This is a genomic window from Arthrobacter crystallopoietes (genome assembly GCF_002849715.1).
GTDB lineage: Bacteria > Actinomycetota > Actinomycetes > Actinomycetales > Micrococcaceae > Crystallibacter > Crystallibacter crystallopoietes.
In genome coordinates, this window is record NZ_CP018865.1 from 62,785 (window position 1) to 88,191 (window position 25,407).

The window sequence follows — 25,407 nt, forward strand, 5'->3', positions numbered from 1 at the left end:
CGGCCCGTCAATACGGATGCACTGAAGCGTCTCGGGTCGATTGGCTCCGGTGTCGACCGGGCGGAGGAGACCTTGGCGTATCTGTTCAACGCCTACCCCTTGGAGCACCTCTATGCAGGTCACACCTATGGTCTGGTTCATCACGATCGCCGTGACGATCCTGTTCTTCATCTACGAGTTTTTCGCCCACGTGCGTAAACCCCACGAGCCCTCCATCGCGGAATCGGCGCGCTGGTCGGCGTTCTATATCGGGCTGGCACTGCTGTTCGGTGTGGGAATCGGCACGGTGTCGGGATGGACGTTCGGCGGGGAGTACTTCGCCGGGTACCTCACCGAGAAGGCGCTGTCGATCGATAATCTGTTCGTCTTCCTCATCGTGATGGCCGGATTCGCGGTTCCTAAGAAGTACCAGCAGAAGGTGCTGATGATCGGCATCATCATCGCCCTGGTCCTGCGCGGCGGGTTTATCGCGATCGGGGCGGCCCTGATCGAGAACTTCTCCTGGGTTTTCTACCTCTTCGGCGCCCTGCTTCTCATCCTCGCCTACAAGCAGGCCTTCGGCAGCCACGAGTCCAACCCGGCCGAGGGCAAGTTCATGACACTCGTGCGCCGGGTCCTGCCCGTCACCAACGAGTATCACCAGGACAAGCTCACCGTGGTGAAGGGCGGGAAGCGCTTCGTCACGCCGATGCTGCTCACAATCATCGCGATCGGTTTCGTGGACCTCATCTTCGCCGTCGATTCGATCCCGGCAATTTATGGCCTGACCAACGAGGCCTACATCGTTTTCACCGCCAACGCGTTCGCGCTGATGGGTCTGCGCCAGTTGTTCTTCCTCATCGGAGGACTGCTCGAGCGTCTGGTCTACCTCGCCCAGGGATTGGCCGTCATCCTCGGCTTCATCGGCGTCAAACTCGTCTTCCACGCCCTGCACGTCAACGAGCTCCCCTTCATCAACGGCGGGGAACCGCTGCTCTGGGTGCCCGAGATCCCCATCTGGTTCTCGTTGCTCTTTATCGCCGCCACCATCGTCGTAGCGACCGCCGCGAGTCTGCTCAAAACCCGCGGCGACGAGAACAAGGACGACCGCTCACTGGTCCAGGGCGAACCGGTGATCACCGCGGACCCAGAGGGCCGGGACGAGGAATCCGAAATCGGCGAGAAGACAATGTCCACGGCAGACATGTCCAAATAGCACCCCGTCGGCAGCTGTGAAAGGGGTGGCCCACCGTGGGTTAGGATCGCTACCCGCGTCCCCCGGTCACGAGACAACGCCTGAGTAGAGCTCGTGACCGGGGGCCTAACGTATGCCTGTGAGTATGTGCGGCACGTACGTCGCTGTCATCCTGCCGTTCCCCTTGGCAGGATGACGTATTGGGCCGTTATCGGCATTCTCCAGTCCTTCCCACGCGTTGTGCAGTGAAGATAGCCGTCCTATTTCGGCTCAGGGGCAGTAGCCCTTCCACGCACGCCGTACGGGGCACCTTGTCGGGCTTCCCTTCGTAACATAGAACAGCGTCTGCACACCGGTGGTCGTTGCGCCGTCGAGGAACGACCCACGGGTTGGTGCATGGCGCATCAGGATTCGGTTGCGGCCGCTCCCGCAGCTGTCTCGCCGGGACCGCGCTCTCGTTCCTGCCGGGATCACCTCGGTAGGAATGGTTTAGCATGGAGCGTACCCGTCAATTTTTGGAGAGTGTAGAGCAGTAGCATGGGTCGATCAGCCGCCAGAGACGGGTCGTCCGACGACCCCGGCGATAGTTGTTCCACTTCCGCGATATCTGAGAACGGCCGCAGGCGCCGGTCAGGCCTCCCTGGGGTAGGGGAAAATACCCGATGATCGAAGCGGTATTGACGCTCCTTCTCGGGATTATCGTGATTCTTGCAATCATCGCGGCCAACGGTTATTTCGTGGCGCAGGAGTTCGCCTACATGTCGGTGGACCGCGCCAGCCTCGGAGCGCGCGCCGCGGCCGGCGACAAGGCTGCGCAACGCGCGCTGAAAGTCACGCGCCGCACCTCGTTCATGCTCTCCGGCGCACAGTTGGGCATCACTGTCACCGGACTGCTCATCGGCTATGTCGCCGAGCCGCTGGTGGGCGAGTCCCTGGGTGTACTGCTGGGTGGTGCCGGGGTGCCGGCGGCGCTGAGCATATCGGTGGGCACGGTGAGCGCGCTCGTCGTGGCCGCTGTTGTGCAGATGATTTTCGGTGAGCTGTACCCGAAGAACCTGGCGATCGCCAACGCCGAACCTCTCGCCCGCGCTCTTGCCCGGTCGACGACGATTTATCTCGCGCTGTTCGGGTGGCTGATCACGGTGTTCGACCACGCGGCTAACGCTCTCTTGCGTGCCGTGCGTGTCGAACCGGTGCACGACGTTGACACGAGCGTGACAGCCGAAGATCTTGAACGCATTGTCGCTGACTCCCGGGAGAGCGGTGACCTGCCCGAGGAGCTGTCGGTGCTCATTGACCGCATCCTCGACTTCCCCGACCGGACCGTCGAACACGCCATGATCCCGCGCTCACAGGTCGGCACCGTTACACCGGACACGACCATGGGCCAGCTGCGCGCTCTCATGGCGCAGGAGCACACCCGCTACCCGGTGATCTCCGAGACGGAGGAGCCGCTCGGAGTCGTCCAGCTCACGGACCTACTCCGCAGCCGCGCGCCCGAGGAGGCCCCGGTGTCTTCCATCATGGTGCCCCCGCTCGTACTGCCAACGCTCATGTCGCTGCCTGACGCGCTGGCCAAGCTCACGCGGTCGCGCAACGAGCTTGCCTGCATCATCGACGAATACGGTGGCTTCGCGGGTGTCCTGACGGTCGAGGACCTGTCCGAGGAACTGGTCGGGGAACTCACTGACGAGCATGACGACGACCCGCCCGCTGTCATCACGCCCGAGCAGGAGAACACCTGGCGGATGAGCGGTGATATCCACGTCGACGAAGTCGAACGCGCCGTCGGCTACGAGTTGCCGGCCGGTGACTACGAGACCATCTCGGGTCTGCTCATTGCCCACCGCGGTGAACTGCCGGTCACCGGCGAGGTGCTGCGGGTCGAGCTGCCCGACGACCCTCGTGATCTGGTGTTGGATCGACCTGTCCACCGTGTGCTCGAGGTTGAAGTGCTGGAACTTTCCCGGCACGTCCCCAGCGAACTGCTCGTGCGGCTTGTCCGGACCGCCGCTGACGGCGCAGGCTGCACGGATGAGACCGCGATCGGCACCGAGGCCGAGACCGAGGAGGATCGATGAGTGATCCGCTGATCGTGACCGCCGTGACCGTGCTGCTCATCGTACTGAGCGCGTTCTTTGTCATTATCGAGTTCTCACTGCTCGGTGCCCGCCGCCACCGGCTCGAGGCCGAAGCTGCGACGAACCGGTCCGCCCGTGCGGCGCTGCGCGGCATCAACGAGCTGACGATCATGCTCGCCGGTGCGCAACTGGGTATCACCGCAGCCACTTTCGCCCTCGGCGCGGTTACCAAACCGGCCATCGACGCATGGCTGGGCCCCGTGCTCGCGTCCTGGGGGACTCCGGAGCAGTTTGCCGGCGGCGCCGCTTTCGCCCTCTCGCTGCTGTTCGTGACATTCCTGCATCTAGTCGTGGGCGAGATGGCGCCCAAGTCCTGGGCGATCGCGCACCCGGAAACCTCGGCCAAGCTCATCGGTGTGCCCGCGCGCGGCTTCATCTGGTTGGTGCGACCGTTGCTGAGCTGGGTCAACGAGATCGCCAACCGGCTGGTCGCAGCCAGCGGAGTAACTCCGTTGGACCGTGCGGTCGTCGGCGGCCAGGACGTCGACACGATCCGACACCTCGTTGAGCACTCCGCGTCCGTCGGTGCCCTCGACGCCTCCTTCCGCACCCAGCTCTCCGGTGTCCTTGAGCTCGAGAAGCTCACTATCCAAGCGCTGATCGCACCGGGCGGCGCGCCGACCATGGTGCCGGCCACAGCCACGGCCTCCCATGTGCAGGAAGCCGCCGCCCGCTCGGGCCACCTACGCATCCTCGTGGAGGACCTGGACGGGGGCATCCCCGGAGTCGTTCACGTCCGCGACACACTGCTCGAATCGCTGGAAAGGCCGGTTAGTGAGCTGACCCGCCCCGCGTTCACGCTCGACGCCGGAACACCGGTCTACGAGGCCCTTGCCCAGATCCGGGCAGCCGGGGAGCAACTCGCCGCCGTCATGCACCACGGGCGTTTCGTCGGGGTGGTTACCCTCTCCGACGTCCTGTGCCGGGTCCTTCCCCGAGAACTCACCCAGGAGAAGCACACCGGTCAATGACGGGCGGAGCGCCGGAGGAGCAACAACTCCGGGAACGGTCGAAAACTGCGAGAAGGGCGGGCTTGAGCCCCCTGAGGCCAGCGATCAGCCACACTTAATCGCGGCACTCTACGGCCTGAGACCTATCGAATCCGGGAATCGCGAAAACCCTGGGGGCGGTCCGGAACCGAGAGTGCAGGGATCGTTCCGGTCGAGGATCAGGTGTTGAGTGCCGCTCCTACGGGCGCCCGTCCCTGGCTTCATCGTTCTGGTAGATGTCGGGGACGCCGTCGTGGTCGGTGTCGATGGACTCGAGATTCTCGATAGCCCGGTAGTGGCGGTTGCGGGCCTGCAGCAACGCTCCGGCCAGCAGAGCCGCTGCCACAGAGCCGGTGAGGACCGCGACCTTGGCGTAGTCGGTGTCGACACTGCCTGCAGCGAAACTCAGCTCGGCGATGAGCAGGGAGACGGTGAAGCCAATCCCTGCCAGCAAGGACACGCCCACCAGGTCGATCCATTGGAAGGACGGGTCCAGGCGCCGGCGGGTGATCTTGGTGGTGAGCCAGGTGGCACCGACGATCCCGATCGGTTTGCCCATGATGAGCCCGGCGATGATACCCACAGCGACGGGGGCGGTCAGGGCTGTGGTGAGTCCTTCCCAGCCACCCACTGCCACACCGGCAGAAAAGAAGGCGAACACTGGCACTGCGAACCCGGCAGAGATGGGGCGGAAGCGGTGTTCGAATTCCTCAGCCAAACCCGGGCCGGCCTCAGGTCCGCCGCTGGCCTTGCTGCGCATCACCGGGACTGCGAAACCGAGCAAAACGCCGGCAACGGTGGCATGGACGCCGGCCTCGTGAACCAGCACCCAGACCACCAGTCCCAGGGGCAGCAGGATGATCCAGAATGCCCAGGCGTGCCGGCTGAAGAACCGGGAGAAGCGATGCGTGAAGAAGGCGAAGACTGCCAGCGGGACCAATGCGAGCAGCAAGGGCGTGAGCGCTACGTCATCGGTATAGAAGACGGCGATGATTGTTATAGCCAACAGGTCATCCACCACCGCAAGAGTCAGCAGGAACAACCGCAACGCGGGAGGTAGGTGGGAGCCGATGATGGCCAGCACCGCCACGGCGAAAGCGATATCGGTGGCTGTGGGAATAGCCCACCCGCTGACCGTCTCCGGGTTCACAGCGTTGAATGCAACGTAGACGAGCGCCGGAACAGCAACCCCACCGACGGCTGCGGCGACCGGGACCACGGCCTTGCTGAACTGGCGCAGGTCACCGGCCACGAACTCCCGCTTCAGCTCCAGACCCACGAGGAAGAAGAAGATGGCCAGCAACCCGTCGGCCGCCCATTTGCTGAGGCTGAGCCGCAGGTTCCAGGGCTCGTAACCGATCTCGTAGTCACGCAAGGCGAAGTAACTATCCGCGGCAGGAGAGTTCGCCCACACGATGGCGGCCAGTGCTGCAACGACCAGCAGTATGCCCCCGACGGTCTCTTTACGCAGGATCTCCCCGACACGGAGCACCTCGCGGTAGCTGCCACGGTGGAGGCTATCGTGGCTGTGATCCTCCGGGCCAGTGGTGGGGTCGTCGTGGCTGGACATGGGCGGCTCCTTGGTCTCCGGGTTCGTCGAATGTGCTCATGCCGACTAGATTTCCTTAGCTTTACCAGATCGACAGTCTACGCACGGACCGCCTCGACCGACAGCCACCCCTTGTCCGGTTCACCTCCGGCTGGCAATGGCCAGCAACCGGAGCGGGCCCGGGAGCGAGCGCCCCCACACGGTCGCTGCCGCTGTGCCGGTAATGTGTCCGCCTCGTCGATTCCGGCCCGAACCGAAGACCCCGGACTAGGGCGAGGTTCGGGTCTGGTCCGGGTTCCGGCGGCCCTTGTGGAGCCCGATTTCGTAGGCTGTGAAGGAGATGAGGGTGGCTGCGATCAATGGTAGTACGAACCAGGCCATGGCTGCGGTGAACCCTTCCAGGGCATCGTGTGCGGTAGCGGTCAGAACGACATATCCGGTGTAGGCCAGGTACAGCCCCACGAACAGGATGCCCTCCCAACGCGCGATCGCGAAGCCGGTGAACGCGACGGGCAGCAGTGCCACCGCGGCTGCCAGCATCACCGGTATATCGAAGGCCACCGCAGCAGCGGATACGGGAATGCCCTCAAGAGAGATCAGGGCGGGCAGTCCGAGCACCACCCCAATGTTGAATATGTTGCTGCCGACCACGTTACCCACGGCCAGGTCTCGTTCACCGCGGCGCACCGCAATGATGGATGTCGCCAGTTCGGGCAGCGACGTCCCGACTGCCACTACAGTCAGACCGACCACGAGACTGCTCACGCCCAGTGTGGCGGCAATGCTCACCGCGCCTTCCACAAGCAGTGTGGCACCGGCCACCAGTAAGGCGATCCCCAGCAGCACGAGCAGGAGCGATTTGGCGAAAGAGTCCGCAGGCGCCGCCTCTTTCTCTCCGGCCGAATCGGCGGTAGCTGAATCGGCGGTAGGCGAACCCCCGGCCGGGTCCGGCGTCGTGGGGATCTTCGCGTCGCGGCGGCCGATAACGACGGTCATCACAGTGTGCACCACCACGACGCAGAAGAGAACCAACCCATCCACGGCACTGATCCTCCCGTCCAGGGACACGAGGAGCACCCCGACTGACAGGGCGACCATCAGGGGCAGGTCAAAGCGCACCAACCGCTGCTTCACAGCAAGCGGAACAACCAGTGCGGAAAGTCCGAGGATGAGCAGGACGTTGACGATGTTGCTGCCGACAACGTTGCCCACAGCGAGCCCGGGTTCGTCGCGCAGGACAGCGCCGATGGTCACGGCGAGCTCCGGTGCTGATGTGGCTGCCGAGACCACGGTGAGCCCGACCACCAGCGAGGAAATCCCCACGCGACGGGCCAGCGCTGAAGCCCCCCGCACCAGGAATTCCCCACCCAGCACCAGCAACACCAGCCCAGCCACGATCCGTCCCACGTCAAGTGCATCCATGGGTAAGAGTGTACGGAGCACAGCCCAAGTCCTGCGACCGGCCAGCAGCAGACCGTCCTGCCCCTGCTGGCCGCCGAGGACTTCGGCCTGACCTGTTACACGGTCATCTTCACCTATATCGCCGCGTTCGGAATCACCAAGGCAACCAGCAACTACGCCGCCGGGATCCTCGTCGACCGCCTCGGACGCAAACCCGTCCTCCTGACCGGCTGGCTCTTCGCCGTACCGGTCCCCGCGATGCTCATCCTGGCCCCGGACTGGGGATGGGTAGTCGCGGCAAACGTCCTGCTCGGCATCAACCAGGGCCTCACCTGGTCAACCACGGTCGTCATGAAAATCGACCTGATCGGCCCCGAAAAACGCGGACTCGCCATGCCGGACGAAAATCCCGGGTCCGCAGCCGGACGGAGTCCGGTTGACGGTACGGAGCGGGCACGTATGATCCGTCAGGAATCTCAATGATGTTGTCAACGGATTCCTGCGGGTCGGTTAGGGCCCCGGTCACAATGAGGTGATCCACCAATGGGGCTTTGGAATCACGGGTGGGGATCCCCCCCTCTGGATCAAGCGATCTCCTGTAGGGTTTCCGACCTGACACGTAGGGCGGCGGCGCAGAAGGAGGGGCAAACGTCAGGGGTTGCAGTAGTCACAAATACTTGGGGGTGCGGACGTTGTATCGGCTATGTCGCGGGTGTCGTGGTAAGGGCATTTGAGGCATCCAAACGTCTCAGCACGCGTCTCGCTGGTCGGCGTACCGCATGCACTGCACTGGAGCCCCGGTACCCGGCCGACTCGCCAGAACCCTGGAGTGCCGCAGGCTGGGCACAAGGAGCGAAGCTTATGGGCAAGGTCTTCGGCCGCGAGGCCGATTACTTCCATGCGTGTTGGGTTTGCGCTGGCACGCATGTCGGTCTCGATTAAGACCAAGCCGTTTGAAGATCGAGTCAACGCTCTCGAAAAGGCGCGCTCCAGGTCCTGCCAGCTCGCGATTCCCTTGCAGATGTACGTTCCGTCCTTGCCGTCAGGGCGAACGACCAGATGGTGTCCAGGAAACTGCACTTCACGGGCGAACGCCTGGGCTGCCGCCCACTCGCCGGTGAGCAGGTGATTGAAGTTTGTTTTCCCTTCGCCTATTCCCACCACCTCGAGATTGCGCTCGTTGTCCATCCAAACGATTAGTTCGATGTTCCACGGGAACATGCCGATGTAGGGATCCGGCCCAAAGGAACCCTCGCTGGCGATACCCAGCAACAGGCCCGATAATTCCATGCCCACCGATGCCTTCTTACGGGCAGTTTCCGATTGTGTTCCTGCGCGGGAAATGTCACGTGTGAAAGTACCGAGCAAGTCCGTGTCGTAACCCGTGACATGTTCAACCCGGCACCCAAGTGCATGCTCCAGCGCGGGTCCTAGCACCCGCTCCTTCCCATGTTGGGTCAGCAGAGCGACGCGTTCACCGGCATAGATTGCATGCGGGATTGGATCATCAGATTCGGCCTTGGTCACAACTCACCTTTCATGGAGCAGCAGAGGCTGAAGTGGCCGGCACCTCATCCCAGGTGCCGAGGCCGGGACAGTCCCCCAAACCTTCGAAGACATCCTAATAGACGAATTACGTTTCATGAATAGCAATGCGTATGTATGCGGCGATTTGTGAAATGCTGGCAGCACGAGCTTGCATCTGCGGCCAGTGAGTCCAGGGGACCCGGCAGGGTTCATTACTGCTCTTGTTCACTCCGTCGGGAAATAATCAGAGAGTCCTAATGTGGTAGACCCCATCATCCTTTTCTTCATTCTTGGGGCGCTGGCCGGGCTGCTCCGGTCGGAGCTGCGCCTTCCGGCGGCAATCTATGAGTTCGTCACCATCGTGCTGCTGCTGGCCATTGGCCTTAAGGGCGGTGTGGAACTCGCCAAGCAGCCCTTTGGCGAACTGCTACCCCAGATCCTGGCCGTAGTGGCGATGGGATTCTTCCTTTCCCTTCTGGCCTTCCCGGTGCTGCGCTACCTCGGACGCTTCAAACGTGCCGACGCAGCCTCCATTGCCGCCCACTATGGCTCCGTCAGTGTAGGTACCTTCGCCGTAGCCATCGCCTACCTGGGCACTCGACAGGTCGTCTTCGAAGAGCACATGCCGCTGCTTCTGGTGATGCTGGAAGTACCAGCCATCATCGTGGGCATAGTTTTGGCGCGGGGAGTCTCCAAGGAGACCAGGTGGAAAACGGTCGCTCACGAGGTCTTCCTCGGAAAAGGCATTGTCCTGCTCCTGGGTGGCCTGTTCATCGGCTGGATCGCCGGACCCGACGGCCTGTCCTCCATCGAACCCCTGTTTGTGGACATGTTCAAAGGGATCCTTGCCTTATTCCTGCTGGAAATGGGGCTGCTGACAGCAACGCAGCTCGGAGGCCTGCGCAAATACGGCGTGTTCCTAGCGGCTTTTGCCATCATCATGCCGCTGTTCTCAGCCGTCATAGGTGCAGGGCTGGGCTGGGCATTAGGACTGTCGGTGGGCGGAACAGCTATTCTGGCAACACTGGCGGCAAGTGCCTCCTACATCGCGGCGCCGGCGGCCATGCGCATTTCCGTACCGGAAGCCAACCCCACGTTGTCGCTGGCGGCATCCCTAGGGATCACCTTCCCGTTCAACGTGGTGGTGGGGATCCCGCTCTACCACGCCCTGTCCATCTGGATCCATACCTTCGCGAGGGGATAAAGCCATGGAAAGCCACCGACGCAAGCTCCTGACCATCGTCACCGAGGCCGTCCTCGAATCAACCCTCGTCCGCGACATCGAGCAACACCACGCCCACGGATACACCATCACCGACGCGCGCGGGAAAGGCAGCCGGGGCGTCCGCGGAGCAGGCTGGGAAGCGAACAGCAATATCCGTATCGAGGTGGTCTGCGACGCCGTGATAGCGGAAGGCCTTGCTGCACACCTTCGCGAGCACTACTACGAGGACTACGCCATGATCCTGTTTCTGAGCGACGTCGAGGTCCTGCGGCCGGCCAAGTTCTAGGCCTTCGTGCCCTCCGCGGGCTGCCCCTTTTCAGGCACGAGCACAGCAAGGAGTTCGTCAAGCTGATGGCCGGCATCAACAGGGTGCCGGAACGGGCGGCCGAACACCACAGAATAGATGTTCCGCCTGCCTGCCCGTGTCCTGGTGATGTAGCCGGCCTCGACAAGGTCAGCAGCAATCTTCTGGGCGGCACGCTCCGTGACCCCCACCGTGGCAGCCAGGTCACGTAGCCGTATCTGCGGATCACGGGCAATGGTCAACAGTACGTGGGCGTGGTTAGTCAGGAACGTCCACCCGATGCCGCTGCCTGACACTTCGCTTTCCTTTGCTTCAAAATCTTCAGTCGCCACCCCTTGGACAATAGCGGATCTGGGCACGACGAAAGCGCCGCCGGTCCCAATCCACAGCAAGCACCCACAACGCTTATGATCGCCAGGCGCAGGAATCGTCTCGTTACCAAGCCGCCGGTCGTAGACGGCTAGATCAGGCTGTAAGTGGTGGTGCCAGCGATACCAAGGTGTAAGTAGTGCCGTCGCGGAGCATGGCCCAGAGGACATTGAGCCGCCGTCGGGCGAGCGAGAGCATGGCCTGGATGTGAGATTTCCCTTCCACCCGTTTTCGGTCGTAATAGGCACGTGAGGCCGGGCAGGATTTAAGCGCCGAGAGCCCGGAGAGGAAGAAGACGCGGAGCAGCCGGCGATCGTATCGTCTTGGCCGATGGTGGTTGCCGCTGATCCTTCCGGAGTCCCTCGGCGCCGGCGCCAATCCAACAACACCGGCGAACCGGTCCGCAGACTGAAAAACCGTCATATCTCCGCCGGTGGCACCAAGGAATTCGGCGGCAAGGACAGGGCCAAAGCCGGGCATGCTCAACAGCACCTCGGTATGCCGGTGTTCAGTAACCTTCTCGCTGATCAGCGCATCCAGTTCTTCCAGTTCCTCGTTCAAACTTGCCACTTCGCGGGCGAGGGCTGCGACAATCACCTCCCCGATGCGTTGGGCAGGAACGACGGTCTGCTGGGACTTCGCGGCTTCTACCGCAGCCGCAGCAACCGCTGCCGAGGAACGAGCACCGTGTTTCTTCAACCACGCCTGGATTCGCGCCTGGCCGGCACGGCGGATCCCATCCGGAGTCCGGTACTTGGTCAGCAACATCAGCGCGGCTTTGGACCGGCTGTAATCGAAGGTCCGCTCCAGCGCGGGGAAATACTCCAGGAGCTGAGCTTTGAGTCGATTAATCGACCTCACCCGATCCGCCGACTTGTCAGCCCGCCGGGCCGTTAGGAGTCGCAACCCGACGCTGATCTCGTCACCGGCGCGCAAAGGCTGCAGGTCAGTCCGCATCCGGGCCTGGTCGGCGATCACAGCGGCATCCTTGGCATCTGTCTTGCCGTCACCCCTATAAATCTTCGAGGCGTGGTGCACCGTCCGCCCAGGAATATAGAGAAGGTTCTGACCATGACCGACAAGCAACGCGATGAGCAGCGCCGGTCCGCCATGATTCAAGTCCATCGCCCACACCAAAGGACCACCGTCCGACAAGTCCAGGACCGTGCCCAAAAGTTGGATGAGCGCCGCTTCGTCGTTGGGAACCTTCTGCGAGAGCAGCCTGTTTCCCTCGCCATCGATCACAACGCAGTGGTGATGGGCTTTGCCGGCATCGATACCGGCCCATAATTGCACCAAGAACAGCCTCCAGTCTGTTGGATGAGAAGAGCCAGCAGATAACCGCGCCGTCGTGTCCTTATCCGGCGATCATGTCGCGTCTCTCAATCAGCGGTCGGGTCATCGCGGGGTGGCGGGCGGCCAATCCTTCGAAGCCATCACAGAAAATGTTCGGCACAGCAGCAAAAGCCATACCCACCTCTCCTGGGTAGCCACGACCCTACAACGGCCACGGAAAACTACCCGGCAACAACATAAGGACAGCAGCAAAAAAAGAAAAATGCTTCTACAGCCGAGCGCAGCGAGGACCACTTCCCGATACGAGCGAGAGGCTCTCTGCCGTCACCCACCTGCTGATGGACGCGGGTGGCCACGCCAGGCTGACCTTCAGACGAACTTGTCTTTTTATACACATTCGGCCCCTTGCCATCAGGCAAGGGGCCGAATTGTTAGCGCATAACCAGATCGGGCCGGCAGGGCTTCGTTCCGGAGCTACTAGCGCTTTACTGCTTTCCTTGATTTACAAGTATTGCTGGTGAAGCTAGTAAGAAAAGTATTACCAACTTCAGTCTTGGAGTTTGCGACCGGGGGCTAACCGCTGGTCGCCGCCGTCATATGCTTCCCCCCCGTTGTGCGTCGCTTCTCGACGCGAGGTTTCGGACTCAAGCGCCTTTGAAACCATATGCGACCAGGAGTGGTCGTTCTCAAGATAGCTGGTTGCTTTGAATGCGGCGCGGGCGCGAGTCCTCAGTGATTTGGGGATAGAAATCGTTACATTCACCATGGGCTCTTCGGGCTCCTGGCCGGCGCGGGCTTCGTCATCCCGGACCTTGCGCAGCAGCCGGCCCAGCGGGGCTGGCTCAGAAGGTGCGGTATCGGTCTTCGATGCGCTCCTACGCGGCGCGAGGCCGGCGACCTTACGATCGGATTCAATTGCATCGCTCATACGTTCTGCTCTTCCTTTTCGCTTTCAATGGCCACGATTCTCGCGATTACTTCTTGTGTGACTGCATGAAGGTCACCTGCAACGTTGGCTGCTGAGCGGGGCCCTGCCTCGCTTGCATCAGCTTGTCCCTTGAGTACTTCGAACCATTTGGGTGCACTGTTGACTTGCTTCTCGACTTCGTGAGCCAACAGCCCCTTTTGGCGAGTGACCTGGGCCGTGGATTCGGCATGGCGAACCGTCATGGGGAATAGCACGGTGTCCACGCCGAAGAGTTGCGTGACGTGTTCACGCGCTACGCGCTGAACCTTACTGGCACTCTTGGCAGTTCCGACCAAGACAACTCCGAGCAGGTCGAGCATGGGGTTCAACTTGACCACTCCATCCAGACGTTTGGCGACTGCGGTCATGCCTTTGAGACTGGAAAGGTCAGTCTTTACTGGAATCAATGCGTAGCGGGCCGCTGCCACTGCTGCAGATTGCAGTGGTTCGTTTCCTGGTGGGCAATCGATGATGACCATGTCGTAGTCACCAGCGATCGGCGCCAAGACCCTAGCTAGGGCCAATTGGGCTCCATCAGGGTCTTTCTGCGTCCGTGAGGCGAGACTTGCGGCAGCAGAATCGAGATAAGGGCCGCCAGGTAGCACGTCCAGGTTCTCACGTCCAGATTCAACGGGGGTTACCGGTCCATCGAAGGCGATAGCTGCTGCTAGGGCTTTACCATCGTCGTTGTGTTCTTTGCTGGTGTAACCGAGGTCTTCAGCTAGATTCCCTTGGGGATCGAGGTCGACTAGGAGTACACGGTAGCCGGATTGCGCCAGCAGTCCCCCGATATTGGCAGTAAGTGTCGTCTTGAAAACTCCACCTTTGCCGTTGATGACTGCTATTACGCGGCTAAGGGCCGCGCGGTCGATCTGGTTCAAGGGGTTCCCTTTCGATCCAAGCGTTGTTTCTGCCAGCGTACTGGGGGCTGCTGGCTAACCTTGGGATGCTGGCTTTAGTGTCGCTACTTTTTTTACATTGATTACTGGGTTTACTGGAAACACTTGTATTGGCAGTAATTTCCGTCAGCATTGAAGACTCTTCCCGCATCTGGGATCGAGGTGGACCAGTGCGACGATTCACGTTTAGTGCCCCACCTACTGCCCATCGCTCCCCCGCTTCGAGAGATGCGATAGCCGGTGTGACGGCTTTGCACCATTGACAGTGCCCCTAGGGGTTGCAGCCCTGCTTGGCTGGGGGATACGGGCCTAGTTGCATAACCTCCTTCACTGTATTTAGTAGCCTTACTGGAATTACTTGTATTGAAAGTTTTGCAAGTATCGAATGCTGGCGCTTACAGCCACTCTCGGTCCCGATCTTCCTTTCCGGGACCAATGGATAACTCCAGCCGCTGCTCTCGTCCCCTATGAAGCTTCTGCGTACAGCAGGGCGCCGATCGTTTGTTCGTCCTCTGGGGGCCCGTATTGCCAGTACGGGTAATCGTCGTGGGGGCCTGCCAGGACGGCTTCGCCGGATAGCGCTCGTTTCAGGAGCCACTGCAGCCATTGGGCTCGTTCGAAGCGGTAGCGTTGCATTTGCCGGCCGATGGCTTCCAGGACCCCGAAGTACTCAGCGAGGGTCCGCAAGCTGGTCTCCATAACGATGTGCCAACGTCCAGCGACACGGCCGGTCGTATTCCAGCAGCCATCGGTCACTAGGGGTTGCAGCCCTGCATTCTTGGCTGGGGGATACGGGCCTAGTTGCATAACTTCCTTCACTGTATTTAGTTGCCTTACTGGAATTACTTGTATTGAAAGTTTTGCAAGTATCGAATGCTGGCGCTTACAGCCACTCTCGGTCCCGATCTTCCTTTCCGGGGCCAATGGCTTCCAGGACCCCGAAGTACTCAGCGAGGGTCCGCAAGCTGGTCTCCATAACGATGTGCCAACGTCCAGCAACGCGGCCGGTCGTATTCCAGCAGCCATCGGTCACTAGGGGTTGCAGCCCTGCATTCTTGGCTGGGGGATACGGACCTAGTTGCATAACTTCCTTCACTGTATTTAGTTGCCTTACTGGAATTACTTGTATTGAAAGTTTTGCAAGTATCGAATGCTGGCGCTTACAGCCACTCTCGGTCCCGATCTTCCTTTCCGGGGCCAATGGCTTCCAGGACCCCGAAGTACTCAGCGAGGGTCCGCAAGCTGGTCTCCATAACGATGTGCCAACGTCCAGCAACGCGGCCGGTCGTATTCCAGCAGCCATCGGTCACTAGGGGTTGCAGCCCTGCATTCTTGGCTGGGGGATACGGACCTAGTTGCATAACTTCCTTCACTGTATTTAGTTGCCTTACTGGAATTACTTGTATTGAAAGTTTTGCAAGTATCGAATGCTGGCGCTTACAGCCACTCTCGGTCCCGATCTTCCTTTCCGGGGCCAATGGCTTCCAGGACCCCGAAGTACTCAGCGAGGGTCCGCAAGCTGGTCTCCATAACGATGTGCCAACGTCCAGCAACGCGGCCGGTCGTATTCCAGCAGCCATCGGTCACTAGGGGTTGCAGCCCTGCATTCTTGGCTGGGGGATACGGACCTAGTTGCATAACTTCCTTCACTGTATTTAGTTGCCTTACTGGAATTACTTGTATTGAAAGTTTTGCAAGTATCGAATGCTGGCGCTTACAGCCACTCTCGGTCCCGATCTTCCTTTCCGGGACCAATGGATAACTCCAGCCGCTGCTCTCGTCCCCTATGAAGCTTCTGCGTACAGCAGGGCGCCGATCGTTTGTTCGTCCTCTGGGGGCCCGTATTGCCAGTACGGGTAATCGTCGTGGGGGCCTGCCAGGACGGCTTCGCCGGATAGCGCTCGTTTCAGGAGCCACTGCAGCCATTGGGCTCGTTCGAAGCGGTAGCGTTGCATTTGCCGGCCGATGGCTTCCAGGACCCCGAAGTACTCAGCGAGGGTCCGCAAGCTGGTCTCTTTAACAATGTGCCAACGTCCAGCAACGCGGCTGATCATGTTCCAGGCGGCCATCAGTTCCAGGGCGTGTGTCACTGCTTTGGGGGAGAGACCACTCGTCCGTGCGATGTCCGCGCTGATGAGCTCGCCGTCTGCGCGTTCGATGGCTTCGTAGACGAACGCGGAGACCACGCCCAGTTCACGGAACACCGGCCTGAGCGCGTGGATCTTTCCCGGGCGCCATGCTGTGGCTTCAGCCCGTGTCCGGTACTTATCCGGGATGACCAGTTCATAGAGATCTCCACGGAGTCCACGACCTTCCTGCGCGAGCCTAATCATCGGGCGCTCCGTCCTGGACAGTTCCCGAAGTTGGCGGGCCACGGTCGTTTCGTGCGTGCCAGTTGCGATGGCCAACGACCTGACCCCGAATTCTATGAACCGGCTGCCTCGCTTATGGGCTGCTTCGCCAATCGCCCGCAGCAGCATCCTGTAGCCCAGTCCCGACCTGGATCCGATTACGGATTCTTCGTAGGCACGTAGCGCGTTCCGCCAGGTCAGCAGGTACTGGTACTCAGCGGGGGAGCCGGGCTGGTGGAGCAGGGTAAGTACAGGGGGGTGTGTATTAGGCGGGCTTGTGTAGCTTTTATACCCACTGTCATTTTCTGTGCCGTTGGTGTTTGGTTTTTTGCGGAAGCTTTCAACGTGCTTGACCGCGCTGCGCCAGTCCCGCTGCAGTGCTTTGCGCCTGTTGCTGGGGGAGTAGCGGGAGTAAAACCCGACCATGCCGGCCCAGATGTTCTGGTTCATGCGCCGCTGTACATCGGTAAGGGACCAGCCGGCCGCGACGGCCGAGGCCATGACGCCCTGGCGTGCTTCCGAGGGAGTGCTGTAACGGGTGGTGTCGTAGTTTCCGCTGCGTGCGGTGTACTCCTTCAGGGCAGGAAGTGCACGGGGCCCGCCAGCTAGGGGCAGGGCTTCGGCCGGCTCCAGCAGCTCCAACGGCTGTTCACGCCGCTGCCGCACAGCGGCCAGTTCTTCGGCCAAGCTTTGCCGCAGCTGGCTCCATCCGGTCCAGTTGTTGCGGTTCCGGCGGGCAATGTCATAGGCGATGTTCAGGCTCATCGTGAGCCGCTGATACCCGCCCTTCTTCCAGACACTGCCGGGAACGCGGATGGCACCGGTCTTGGCGTTCTCGTGCGGGCCGGGGTCGATGCTGGAGAAGCGTTTCGCGGCAGCCTGTACGAATTCCTTGGCGTCGGTGAAGGCGACACCGAAATTCAGCGGGAGGTAGAGGTGGCGGCCGCCGCTGGGGGACTGGTCCTCGATCCAGCGGACGTCGCTGCTGGAAAACCAGTGGCACAGCGCTTTGTAGTCCGACTCGACCTTGTCCTGCCCGCCGCGGCTGGTGTCCAGGTCAAGGCAGATCGTCCGGACCAGCCCATCAGTGCCGCAGGTGCGAACAGCCGCAGGGAGCGAGGGCAGGGCATCCGTGAGGTCGCGTTCACCGCTGTCCCGATAGGTTTTCCCGCCATCTTTGGACAGGCGAACCCTAGGTTGCGAAGCAAGCAGGCTGGCCAAGGCAAGCCATTCAGCTTCCGCCTGTTCCTGATCTTCCTGGGACTTTGGGAGCTTGTTGGTGCCCGACACGCCGTCTGTGGCGGACAGGCCGACATGACCCACTGGAAAAAAGTGTGTGTGTATGATGGAATCACTCCATATGGATCAGGGCATGAAAATACCCCGATTTATAAGTTGCTCATTACCGGTGAAACTTGGCGGCTTCGGTCGGTATTGAGTAGGAAACTTTGAGAGGGCCCGTCCGAAAGGACGGGCCTTTTTCTATGCGCTGCGCTGGATCGGCAACTCCTCCTGGTTCCTCAGCTCATCAAGATTGATCGAATCCACGTGTTCGGCAACGAGCGGAGTCAGATATTCCACCGCGTTTGTGTCGAGGAGTTCCATGATCGCGCGAAGCTTTTCGGCACGCGCAATATCGAGTTTGACCACAAATGTGTGCCGCGGGCCCTTTGAAGGGCGTCCACCCTGACTGAGCTTTTGGATTGCCATAGTGTCATCTAATCGTTTTTGATTAACGAAACGTGCGATGGCGGTAGGCGTGTCGCCACGTTTTTTTAAACTCCCTGAGGTGCTCACGGCTGCAGGCTGGGTCATCTTTGTTGGTTCTCCTTCAAGATTTCCGTTGAGCGAGCAGTCGTCACTCTTCATTGGTAGGGTGGCCCCTTGCAGGGCCCACCTGACGGGCGCTGTTTTCATACTACACACTACTGAAATTTTTTCAGTGACGATGGGAGGGCTAACTAAACTATGGGAACGGACCCTATGGAGCGGTCCTCGCTGACAATGGAAGTCCTCGAGTCATTGGATTTACCCCAGTACCCAAATTTGAGCCACCTTGTTGCAGCCGTCGAAGAAAAATACGGAAAGCCGCTTGTGTTTGAGGAAGGTTCATCAGAAACCCTGGGAGAGGGCGTTACTGGTCACTGGATCGATACGCCTACGCATGGCATTGTGCGCTATTTGCCCGGGGTGAAGTCATGGAGCCGGCACGTTGTTCTCCATGAACTGAGCCATATCCTTCTGGGACACAAAGGCAAGCCCTTCGACGGCATGCTATCTGCCGGGTTTTTTTTCAGGGATCGGCAAACGACGCGGGGTCAGTTGGATGTGCCGAGCAGTCGACGTGCCCCTGGATGAATCCGAAGCAGCAGCAGAAAACTTGGCTTTCGGGTTGGCTCAGATTCTCCAATCGGCGCCTAAGAAGTCCATTTCCAAAGCCGAAAGGGTTTTTGGGCTGTGACCGCCGCAGCCTTCTGGATATTGGCCACAGTGTTTGCCGTGCGTTTGTATTTTGTGATGCGGTGGCGCTCCTCTACAGCATTCCTGGCCGCAACGGGGGTCGGCGTCTTCGGGTTGTTCACAACTGGGGTAGTCGTACCCGAGGCAACTATTGATGCGGCCATGGGCGGACACAACGTCCTGCACCTTGTGCGCAATTTATGCGTTACCGTGGCTGTCTGGCTCGTACGGGAGGGAATTTTCTCCGCATACTCTGAAGGTGACGGTTACCGACGGCAGTTGAGTCACCGGCCTGCTGCAGTGGGGTTTATGGCATTAGCCATTGCTATTCCTTTCACCTTCCAACGGTTCGTCCCTACAACCTCGGAGTACCTTCCGGAAAACCTCAACCAGCCTGCTGTCTTTGTCTACGCCGTGGTGTACATGGGACTTTTGGGCCTTCTTGCAATGTCGGTTCTAACAGTCTGTTTGCACCGCCAGGATAGCCGCCCTGTTCGGGTAAGTGCCGCAGTGGTGGCCACTGGCATGACCTTAATCGTGCTCGCGTGCACTGATGAAATATTGTTCTTGTCGCTGGAGTTCGTCAGCGCTGGTCACGAACTTACGAGTATTCTTTACATGCTTTTTTCGCCGCTCTTCTACACAGGTGTGCTGCTGACATCCTTCGGGCTTGGAATTCCACCCATGGTCAAGGCTGGTCGCCATTTTCAACTTCCGGACCGAACGGCACTGCTCGTTTTGACCCTCATGTTGTCGAGGTCTTATTGGCAGTTTGGCCCCACGACTTGGTTGCACAAGGTGGGGGAGAGTTTTACGACGAAAGATCCATCCGGCAGGCTTTATGAATTCATGATTCGCGCTAGCGATCATCGGATAGCGCCTGCCAGGAAACCGACGCCATGGTTGGCCGACCGAGTCTTGACCTCCGTGCAGTCACGGTTCGATGGCGACCCTTGTTCCTTGCATTCAGAGCTTCAAACGAAAGCAAAGTCATGACCGCAACATCCCAGACTCCACCCGCACACCAATCCGTGAAGGCGATTGCCCGCGTGGCTAGGGTGGCTACGGAAGTGGCGCAGCCGCCTCTCGTGCTATCACTCCTGCTCATCCTCGCCTCGGTGAAAGGCGGGGATACGGCTTGGCATGTTTCGCTCGTTCCAGGAATGATCGCGGCTCTTACGATCTGCCTGGTGCCGTTACTGGCCGTAGTTGTGCTGGCCAAGAGGGGCACTTTGACAGATCACCACGTGGGGGACAAGAAGCAGAGACGACCCGTTATGCTCTGGACTCTCGGATCTGCACTGATCGGCTGTGCAATCTTGGCAACCATTGGCGCGTCGACCCAGGTCTGGGCACTTATTGCCGGCATTCTGTGCGGAATCCTGACGCTGATCGTGATCAGCCCCATCTGGAAGATGTCCGGTCATGCCCTAACACTTGGCGGCACGGCAACGGCCTCTGTCCTGATTTTTGGTTGGTGGGGTTTGCCGTTCGTTGTGGCAGCGCCCTTGGTCTGCTGGTCCCGTGTCTACCTCGGAGATCACACAACTTCCCAAGTCAGCGTAGGTTTTATAACAGGCGTCATTGTTTTCGGCGTCTCATGCGGCCTTATCCTAAGCTGACACAATAGTTATCTACGATTCCCAGACCAGCCGAACTTCGGCAGACGAGGAATTCAATGACTATGGTGCACAAATTGGGGGAGTGGACTCGTTGCCATTGACAGAAACTGATCAGGCACGAACCGCTTGTTGCACACGAAAGCAGGAAGTATGAGCGAGAGCGAAAGGCCCGTGGATCCGCGGACTGATAGGGAGGTCCTAGCCTCCAAGATTCAGCTCCTTTTGGACATTGTCCATGCCAAGGACGCGGGCAGCTTCACTTATGAAGAGATTCGCCAAGGTCTCGCTGAACGGGGCTTCACGCTGACGAAGACCCGATGGCATCGTCTGTTGGCAGGTTCTCCGGACAACCGTTGGGATCCGGAACTGCTCAAAGCCTTGGCGTACTTCTTTGACGTAGATGAGAACTATCTCCTTCAGCGCAGCGGACCCATCCCGGAAAGAGTCGAGGCTGAGCTTCGCCTGATCGAGGCATACCGTATCGCTGAAGTTGAGCACTTTGCGGCCCGTGTGCTGGGCGAAGTTAATGTGGACGCCCTGCGTGCGGTAACTGAAGCCCTGCGTAACCTTCCGCCGCGCCCGAAGACGCAGGGCACGACCGACTGAAAAAGTTTCATTACTGAAATTTTTTCAGTAGACTCTGGAGCATGACATGCCCCATCGCCCTCCCCGGCCTGACTAAGTACACTGGGCGGCGTAGTTGGCGCAGGCGTCCTGGTCACCGGTGGATAACAAGGCCTGCCTGGTACTGGCGAACTCCAGAGGGATCAAAGCTCACGCCAGCGGCACCCAAACCTCCACCGCCGACATCCCCCTCTCCGGCGAACCCAGCTCCGATACATGCCCTACATCCAGAGACTGCGCCGTACAGGGGCGTTCATTCCCCCAAGAGATATCTCATATACACGTGGCCCTGCTCGCGCAGCCTGGCAAGATCTATGGAGTATTGGATGCGCTGCCCGCTGCGGTCGCCGGCTTCCCCCTCGGCGGAGACAAGGGCCTCGGCTTCCAGCGTCTTGATGTGGACGTAGACCTGCCGGTAATCCACGCCGAGCCGTTTAGCGATGTTTCCGGTGGTGTCACCTTCGGGATGCCGGGCAAGGTCCCGGATGATGGCAGCCCGCAGAGTGTTGGCGTTGAAAACGCTCAAGGCGTTTCCAACCTCTGGGGGCAGTCCGGGAATCGGCTTGTAGATGCGGGGCACTTCATAATTCTCGCCTACCTTCGCAGCCCGATGAACTTACAACATCTTTTAAGTGATGCTACCATCATCATTAAAGTGTTGCTTTTAGAGCTTGGAGCCCACGCGAACGCAGAAATGGGGGGACCAGACGTGAAGCCGAAAGGTCTCATGATCGGCGCTATTGCGTTAGTGCCGGCAGTGTTTCTGGGCCTGGTCTTCTCTTTAGTACTGCTGGGAGGGTCACGGCCGGCAGCTGCGGCCTGCACTCCGGTTTCGGCCGCCGGCGGCGACACTAACGTTGATGGCTACACCGAGGAGCAGTTGAAGAATGCTGCGGCCATCGTGAACGCTGGTAAAACGTTGAACCTGCCGGTTAAAGGGCAAATGATCAGTGTGATGGTCGCGTTGGGCGAGTCGGGTCTGCGTGTCCTGGACTACGGCGACGGACCCGGTCCTGACTCCCGTGGCTTGTTCCAGCAGCGCGACAACGGTGCGTGGGGCTCGTACGCGGACCGCATGGACCCGGCTACCAGTGCCACCAACTTCATCAGGGCGCTGCAGGCTGTCGACGGCTGGGAACTGCTGGAGCCCACTATCGCGGGCAACAAGGTGCAGCGCAACGCCGACCCGTACCACTACGAAAAGTACTGGCCCGAGGCCGTCAAACTCGTCGAGGCACTCTCGGACGGAAAGTCCTCCCTGGAAGGCAGCGGCTGCGCCGTTCCGGGGCAACCCGGTGCCGGGGACGACTACCCGTGGAAGGACGCTCCGACCTGGCAGCAGGTCGGAGCCAATGATGCCAGCACGTCCCCGCTGAACATGTACTACCGCGAGTGTGTGGACTTCGCGTTGTGGCGGGTGAACCAGCAAATGGGTTCCACCACCGCGCCCTTCAAGTACCTCAACGGCACGTTCCGCCCCGACGGGAAGCGGCTGGGCTCCGCGGTGACGTGGAAGGCCGGCTGGCACGCCAAAGGCTGGCCAACCGGTTCCGTTCCCCGTGTCGGCGCGGTCGTTTGGTACGCGCCCGGTGTCGGGGGAGCGGACCCGACCTTCGGCCACGTCGCCGTGGTCAAGGAAGTCAACGACGACGGCACCTTCATCGAAGAGGGCTACAACGGCAACCCGCCGCCGGATGACCACAACTACTACACCCGGACTGTCAGCAGCACTGCCCCGTCGGCTTTCCTGTACCTGCCCGTTCATGAGGAGAACAAGTGAAAAAGCCCCTGGCCCTCATCGCGGCTGCCCTGCTCTGCACTGGATGCGCACCGGCAGCGGACACCACGCCGGCACCGGCAGGACCAACCACCGCCGGACCGTCCGCGCCCGTCTCGCTCAGCGCCGGCAGCGGCCCGCAGGCACCCGGCGGCACAGCCCCGGCCACCACCGGCATCACCTGGGACCAGGCCAGCAAGGACAAGGCCATGGACGTCGCAGAGAATGCCATGGCCAACTTCACCCGCCCCGCCATTGAGGAACAGCAGTGGGCCAATGATCTTGCCCGCTGGCTCACCCCGCAGGCCACCGCCGACTACTCAGCCGTCGACCCGGCCAACGTCCCGGCCACCCGCGTCACCGGCCCCGCCACGCTGAGCGTCGATGAAACCAACGGCTACGGCGTCACCGCCGCCGTCCCCACCAACGCAGGCACCTACACGCTGCAGCTGCTCCGCACCGGCAGCCAGGCCCCGTGGAAGGTCAACCGGCTCACCCCACCAACGCCCTAACCGCCGCACCTGCCCCGTCCCGCACACGTAAAGGAAAAAGAAGCTCATGGGTACTACACCGACCGAGGTCCTGGCCTTTCCCAACATCAGTGCCATCGTCCGCGACAACGGAACCGCCGAGGTCGTCGTCGCCGGAAACTCCCGCATCGTTCCCTCCGGGGAATCGCTGCAGGACCTTCGCAACAACGCCCTGGACCTCGTCGTGGGAGAGGCCCGGACCCTGCAGCGCCCCGTCAGGGTCCGGATCGAGGACCCCGAAGGACACGGTGAACTGATCGTGCACCCGGATAAGACAATCGAATCAGTCTCCTACGAAACCCGCCCCGCCCGCCGCCGGACACCAACTCCGGAAACCACCCCCCAGGAGGCGGCGCCGGCCGTGGCCGACACGGTCCCGGCCACCGAACAGGAGACAGTACCCGCCCAGCCCGACACAGCTGCCGCCGCTCTTGGGAAGGAGGACGCCCAGTCGGACGCCAGGCCCTGGCCGCCCGGCCCCGCGGCTTCCGGCCCGGTGTCTTCCGGCCCTGTATGTTCGCCGCAACCGGCCAAGCGCCGCCCGCTGAGGGAGGCAGGTAGCTTCCTTGCCGCGCCGGGCACCGTTGAACCGGCCACCCGGGGCATCAGGGGAATGCTGAACAACCTGGGTTTCTCGCTGGCACCGTCAGCGGATGAACTGGGCGAACGCGAGGATATCCGGCTGGCCTCCAAGCACTTCGCCGGTACCCGCACCATTGCCGTGGTCAATCAGAAAGGCGGATCGAACAAGACACCGACCGTCGCCGATCTGGCGGCCGTGTTCGGCCGCAACGGCGGCAGCGTCGTGGCGTGGGACAACAACCCGACCACGGGAACCCTTGGCTGGCGGACAGAACAGGGCGACCACACCCGCAGCGCCCTGGATGTCATCGCTGCCGCTGACGCCCTGCTGTCGCCCACGGCCCAGTCCGCGGATATCAACGCCTTCGTTCACCACCAGAGCACCGATAAGTACGACGTGCTGCGCTCCGATGAGGATGTGGACGGCACCCACGAAGTCACCGCCGAAGAAGTAGACATCCTGCACCGGGTTGTCTCCAAGTACTACCGGCTGATCCTGATGGATTCAGGCAACAACCACCGCAGCGCAGAGTGGAACCGCATGATCGACCACGCGGACCAGCTGGTGGTTCCCACCACCAACGAAGAAGACCGCGTCGAGGCTGCCCTCCTGACACTGCAGGGCCTGGATCTGAAAAGCGAACGTTCTGCCTCACTCGCGGCCAATGCCGTCGTGATCGTCTCCGAGCGGCAGAAAGGCGAAGCCCGCCTCTCGCAGGAAACAGCCGATAAGTTCCGTCCCTACGTCCGCGATGTCGTCGTTGTGCCTTTCGATCCGGCATTGAAGTCCGGCCAGATCCGTTTCGGCGCTCTCCAGCCGGCAACGCGCAGGGCGTGGCTCCGGGCGGCTGCCGCGGTCGCCCGCGGCCTCTGACCGTGACCGGAACAGACCGAAACACCCCGGCACATCAATGAGTCTTCGTGGCCCACTCACGGGCCACGCACACGCTCCACCGATCTTCCGAACGGAAGGAGGAAACCATGCAACAGTCCCCGAACCCCTGGGTCACCAGTGAAGCCGGGCCCGACAACGCGTCGGAACAAGCACCGGATACGTACATGCCGCCGGCGGCAGTCATCAATGCCCCGCTAAGGGGCATGGTCGAACCCGACACAGCGGATCGCCTGCCCCGCCGCACCATGACCGGACCTGCAACGCTGTGGATCACCGGCGCTCACGGCGGAGCCGGCGAAAGCACCATCGCCGACCTCCTCGACGGCGCACGCGCCACCGGTCACTGCTGGCCCGTACTCGACGACGCTCAACGGAAACCGGCCGTACTCCTGGTCTGCCGTTCGAATATGCGGGGCTTGAAAGCCGTGCAAAGCGCCCTCATCCAGTGGGCTTCCGGCGCGGCTCCCGCCGTTGATCTGCTGGGCCTGGCTGTTCTTGCAGATGCGCCCGGGAAACTGCCCAAAGCCCTGAAAGAGTTCGCCTTTCTCGTGGGCGGAGGAGCCCCCCGCCTCTGGATCCTGCCATGGGTCGAAGCCTGGCGGCACGGGGACGTGACGGCAGGCTTGCCGGGCCGCGAGTATCAGCGCTTCGCCACAGATCTCATATCCCTGACCAACCAGCCACCAACCACCCCGCAACAGCTTTAGTCTCACGAAAGGTCCCAC

General features: G+C 61.1%; 23 protein-coding genes and 1 pseudogene. 13 read left to right on the forward strand and 11 right to left on the reverse strand.

Annotated elements, in window-relative coordinates; all coding sequences use genetic code 11:
• Positions 1-112: 112 nt before the first annotated feature.
• From AC20117_RS22320 to AC20117_RS22330, 3 genes are all read left to right on the forward strand, one after another.
• Positions 113-1,195 (forward strand): TerC family protein, encoded by a 1,083-nt coding sequence (locus AC20117_RS22320; protein ID WP_074703592.1) that lies wholly within the window; start codon positions 113-115, stop codon positions 1,193-1,195.
• Between the two features lie 641 nt (positions 1,196-1,836).
• Positions 1,837-3,255, forward strand: a complete 1,419-nt coding sequence (locus AC20117_RS22325) for a hemolysin family protein (RefSeq protein ID WP_074703593.1) — start codon at positions 1,837-1,839, stop codon at positions 3,253-3,255.
• Entirely contained in the window at positions 3,252-4,286 is a 1,035-nt protein-coding gene (locus AC20117_RS22330) for a CNNM domain-containing protein (protein WP_074703594.1), read from the forward strand. Before AC20117_RS22325 ends, AC20117_RS22330 begins: the two co-directional genes overlap by 4 nt.
• 217 nt (positions 4,287-4,503) lie before the next feature.
• Here the strand turns inward: AC20117_RS22330 and nhaA are convergent, their stop codons facing one another.
• Both nhaA and AC20117_RS22340 read right to left on the reverse strand, forming a co-directional pair.
• Positions 4,504-5,874 carry a Na+/H+ antiporter NhaA gene (gene nhaA / locus AC20117_RS22335; RefSeq protein WP_074703595.1) on the reverse strand — a complete coding sequence of 457 codons (1,371 nt, stop codon included), beginning with the start codon at positions 5,872-5,874 and terminating at the stop codon, positions 4,504-4,506.
• A 246-nt stretch (positions 5,875-6,120) separates the two neighbouring features.
• Positions 6,121-7,275: a calcium/sodium antiporter gene (locus AC20117_RS22340; protein WP_074703596.1), complete on the reverse strand. Its 1,155-nt coding sequence runs from the start codon at positions 7,273-7,275 to the stop codon at positions 6,121-6,123.
• Positions 7,276-7,332: 57 nt separating this feature from the next.
• Here AC20117_RS22340 and AC20117_RS22345 point away from each other — a divergent pair.
• Positions 7,333-7,650 (forward strand): annotated as a pseudogene (locus tag AC20117_RS22345) (MFS transporter); the annotation flags it as partial.
• A 255-nt stretch (positions 7,651-7,905) separates the two neighbouring features.
• Here AC20117_RS22345 and AC20117_RS22350 read toward each other — a convergent pair.
• The gene (locus tag AC20117_RS22350) at positions 7,906-8,781 is read right to left on the reverse strand and encodes a DUF6671 family protein (RefSeq protein ID WP_019481129.1); all 876 of its coding nucleotides are present in this window, start codon (positions 8,779-8,781) and stop codon (positions 7,906-7,908) included.
• Between the two features lie 259 nt (positions 8,782-9,040).
• Here AC20117_RS22350 and AC20117_RS22355 point away from each other — a divergent pair, with 259 nt between their 5' ends.
• The gene (locus AC20117_RS22355) at positions 9,041-9,985 is read left to right on the forward strand and encodes a sodium-dependent bicarbonate transport family permease (RefSeq protein ID WP_019481130.1); all 945 of its coding nucleotides are present in this window, start codon (positions 9,041-9,043) and stop codon (positions 9,983-9,985) included.
• A gap of 4 nt (positions 9,986-9,989) precedes the next feature.
• Positions 9,990-10,292 (forward strand): P-II family nitrogen regulator, encoded by a 303-nt coding sequence (locus AC20117_RS22360; RefSeq protein ID WP_019481131.1) that lies wholly within the window; start codon positions 9,990-9,992, stop codon positions 10,290-10,292.
• Here AC20117_RS22360 and AC20117_RS22365 read toward each other — a convergent pair.
• The 7 genes from AC20117_RS22365 to AC20117_RS22410 all read right to left on the reverse strand — a co-directional run bounded on the left by AC20117_RS22365 (position 10,289) and on the right by AC20117_RS22410 (position 18,061).
• Complete coding sequence (locus AC20117_RS22365; protein WP_024475961.1) at positions 10,289-10,642, reverse strand: helix-turn-helix transcriptional regulator; 354 nt, start codon at positions 10,640-10,642, stop codon at positions 10,289-10,291. The genes AC20117_RS22360 and AC20117_RS22365 overlap by 4 nt on opposite strands.
• A gap of 133 nt (positions 10,643-10,775) precedes the next feature.
• Positions 10,776-11,978 carry an IS110 family RNA-guided transposase gene (locus AC20117_RS22370; RefSeq protein ID WP_170838002.1) on the reverse strand — a complete coding sequence of 401 codons (1,203 nt, stop codon included), beginning with the start codon at positions 11,976-11,978 and terminating at the stop codon, positions 10,776-10,778.
• Between the two features lie 544 nt (positions 11,979-12,522).
• Positions 12,523-12,903 carry a ParB family protein gene (locus tag AC20117_RS22375; RefSeq protein ID WP_074703598.1) on the reverse strand — a complete coding sequence of 127 codons (381 nt, stop codon included), beginning with the start codon at positions 12,901-12,903 and terminating at the stop codon, positions 12,523-12,525.
• Positions 12,900-13,823 carry a ParA family protein gene (locus AC20117_RS22380; RefSeq protein ID WP_205834790.1) on the reverse strand — a complete coding sequence of 308 codons (924 nt, stop codon included), beginning with the start codon at positions 13,821-13,823 and terminating at the stop codon, positions 12,900-12,902. The genes AC20117_RS22375 and AC20117_RS22380 overlap by 4 nt, the downstream gene beginning before the upstream one ends.
• A gap of 483 nt (positions 13,824-14,306) precedes the next feature.
• On the reverse strand, positions 14,307-14,528 hold the full coding sequence (locus tag AC20117_RS23470) for a hypothetical protein (RefSeq protein WP_139186852.1): 222 nt from the start codon (positions 14,526-14,528) through the stop codon (positions 14,307-14,309).
• Positions 14,529-15,625: 1,097 nt separating this feature from the next.
• Complete coding sequence (locus AC20117_RS22405; protein WP_083340050.1) at positions 15,626-17,515, reverse strand: hypothetical protein; 1,890 nt, start codon at positions 17,513-17,515, stop codon at positions 15,626-15,628.
• A 159-nt stretch (positions 17,516-17,674) separates the two neighbouring features.
• Entirely contained in the window at positions 17,675-18,061 is a 387-nt protein-coding gene (locus tag AC20117_RS22410) for a hypothetical protein (protein WP_236777681.1), read from the reverse strand.
• 588 nt (positions 18,062-18,649) lie between these two features.
• Between AC20117_RS22410 and AC20117_RS22415 the strand changes: the two genes are divergently transcribed.
• The 3 genes from AC20117_RS22415 (at position 18,650) to AC20117_RS22425 (ending at position 20,880) form a co-directional block, all read left to right on the forward strand.
• Positions 18,650-19,648: a hypothetical protein gene (locus AC20117_RS22415; RefSeq protein WP_074703602.1), complete on the forward strand. Its 999-nt coding sequence runs from the start codon at positions 18,650-18,652 to the stop codon at positions 19,646-19,648.
• Entirely contained in the window at positions 19,645-20,274 is a 630-nt protein-coding gene (locus AC20117_RS22420; RefSeq protein ID WP_074703603.1) for a phosphatase PAP2 family protein, read from the forward strand. Before AC20117_RS22415 ends, AC20117_RS22420 begins: the two co-directional genes overlap by 4 nt.
• A gap of 150 nt (positions 20,275-20,424) precedes the next feature.
• On the forward strand, positions 20,425-20,880 hold the full coding sequence (locus AC20117_RS22425) for a hypothetical protein (protein ID WP_074703604.1): 456 nt from the start codon (positions 20,425-20,427) through the stop codon (positions 20,878-20,880).
• A gap of 271 nt (positions 20,881-21,151) precedes the next feature.
• Here the strand turns inward: AC20117_RS22425 and AC20117_RS22430 are convergent, their stop codons facing one another.
• Positions 21,152-21,478 carry an ArsR/SmtB family transcription factor gene (locus tag AC20117_RS22430; RefSeq protein ID WP_074703605.1) on the reverse strand — a complete coding sequence of 109 codons (327 nt, stop codon included), beginning with the start codon at positions 21,476-21,478 and terminating at the stop codon, positions 21,152-21,154.
• A gap of 147 nt (positions 21,479-21,625) precedes the next feature.
• Here AC20117_RS22430 and AC20117_RS22435 point away from each other — a divergent pair, with 147 nt between their 5' ends.
• The 4 genes from AC20117_RS22435 to AC20117_RS22450 all read left to right on the forward strand — a co-directional run bounded on the left by AC20117_RS22435 (position 21,626) and on the right by AC20117_RS22450 (position 25,389).
• The gene (locus AC20117_RS22435; RefSeq protein WP_074703606.1) at positions 21,626-22,678 is read left to right on the forward strand and encodes a CHAP domain-containing protein; all 1,053 of its coding nucleotides are present in this window, start codon (positions 21,626-21,628) and stop codon (positions 22,676-22,678) included.
• Positions 22,675-23,187, forward strand: coding sequence for a hypothetical protein (locus AC20117_RS22440; RefSeq protein WP_074703607.1), 513 nt, complete (start codon positions 22,675-22,677; stop codon positions 23,185-23,187). Before AC20117_RS22435 ends, AC20117_RS22440 begins: the two co-directional genes overlap by 4 nt.
• A gap of 46 nt (positions 23,188-23,233) precedes the next feature.
• On the forward strand, positions 23,234-24,661 hold the full coding sequence (locus tag AC20117_RS22445; RefSeq protein WP_074703608.1) for a MinD/ParA family ATP-binding protein: 1,428 nt from the start codon (positions 23,234-23,236) through the stop codon (positions 24,659-24,661).
• Positions 24,662-24,768: 107 nt separating this feature from the next.
• The gene (locus AC20117_RS22450; RefSeq protein ID WP_074703609.1) at positions 24,769-25,389 is read left to right on the forward strand and encodes a DUF6668 family protein; all 621 of its coding nucleotides are present in this window, start codon (positions 24,769-24,771) and stop codon (positions 25,387-25,389) included.
• Positions 25,390-25,407 lie beyond the last annotated feature (18 nt).

Bases quoted from the DNA above. Each gene is read 5' to 3' on its own strand.
- nhaA (WP_074703595.1), bottom strand. From the start codon at position 5,874: ATGTCCAGCCACGACGACCCCACCACTGGCCCGGAGGATCACAGCCAC.
- AC20117_RS22320 (WP_074703592.1), top strand. From the start codon at position 113: ATGCAGGTCACACCTATGGTCTGGTTCATCACGATCGCCGTGACGATC.
- AC20117_RS22325 (WP_074703593.1), top strand. From the start codon at position 1,837: ATGATCGAAGCGGTATTGACGCTCCTTCTCGGGATTATCGTGATTCTT.
- AC20117_RS22435 (WP_074703606.1), top strand. From the start codon at position 21,626: ATGATCGGCGCTATTGCGTTAGTGCCGGCAGTGTTTCTGGGCCTGGTC.
- AC20117_RS22340 (WP_074703596.1), bottom strand. From the start codon at position 7,275: ATGGATGCACTTGACGTGGGACGGATCGTGGCTGGGCTGGTGTTGCTG.
- AC20117_RS22375 (WP_074703598.1), bottom strand. From the start codon at position 12,903: ATGAGCGATGCAATTGAATCCGATCGTAAGGTCGCCGGCCTCGCGCCG.
- AC20117_RS22410 (WP_236777681.1), bottom strand. From the start codon at position 18,061: ATGAAGAGTGACGACTGCTCGCTCAACGGAAATCTTGAAGGAGAACCA.
- AC20117_RS22420 (WP_074703603.1), top strand. From the start codon at position 19,645: ATGACCGCAACATCCCAGACTCCACCCGCACACCAATCCGTGAAGGCG.
- AC20117_RS22425 (WP_074703604.1), top strand. From the start codon at position 20,425: ATGAGCGAGAGCGAAAGGCCCGTGGATCCGCGGACTGATAGGGAGGTC.
- AC20117_RS22445 (WP_074703608.1), top strand. From the start codon at position 23,234: ATGGGTACTACACCGACCGAGGTCCTGGCCTTTCCCAACATCAGTGCC.
- AC20117_RS22330 (WP_074703594.1), top strand. From the start codon at position 3,252: ATGAGTGATCCGCTGATCGTGACCGCCGTGACCGTGCTGCTCATCGTA.
- AC20117_RS22450 (WP_074703609.1), top strand. From the start codon at position 24,769: ATGCAACAGTCCCCGAACCCCTGGGTCACCAGTGAAGCCGGGCCCGAC.
- AC20117_RS22360 (WP_019481131.1), top strand. From the start codon at position 9,990: ATGGAAAGCCACCGACGCAAGCTCCTGACCATCGTCACCGAGGCCGTC.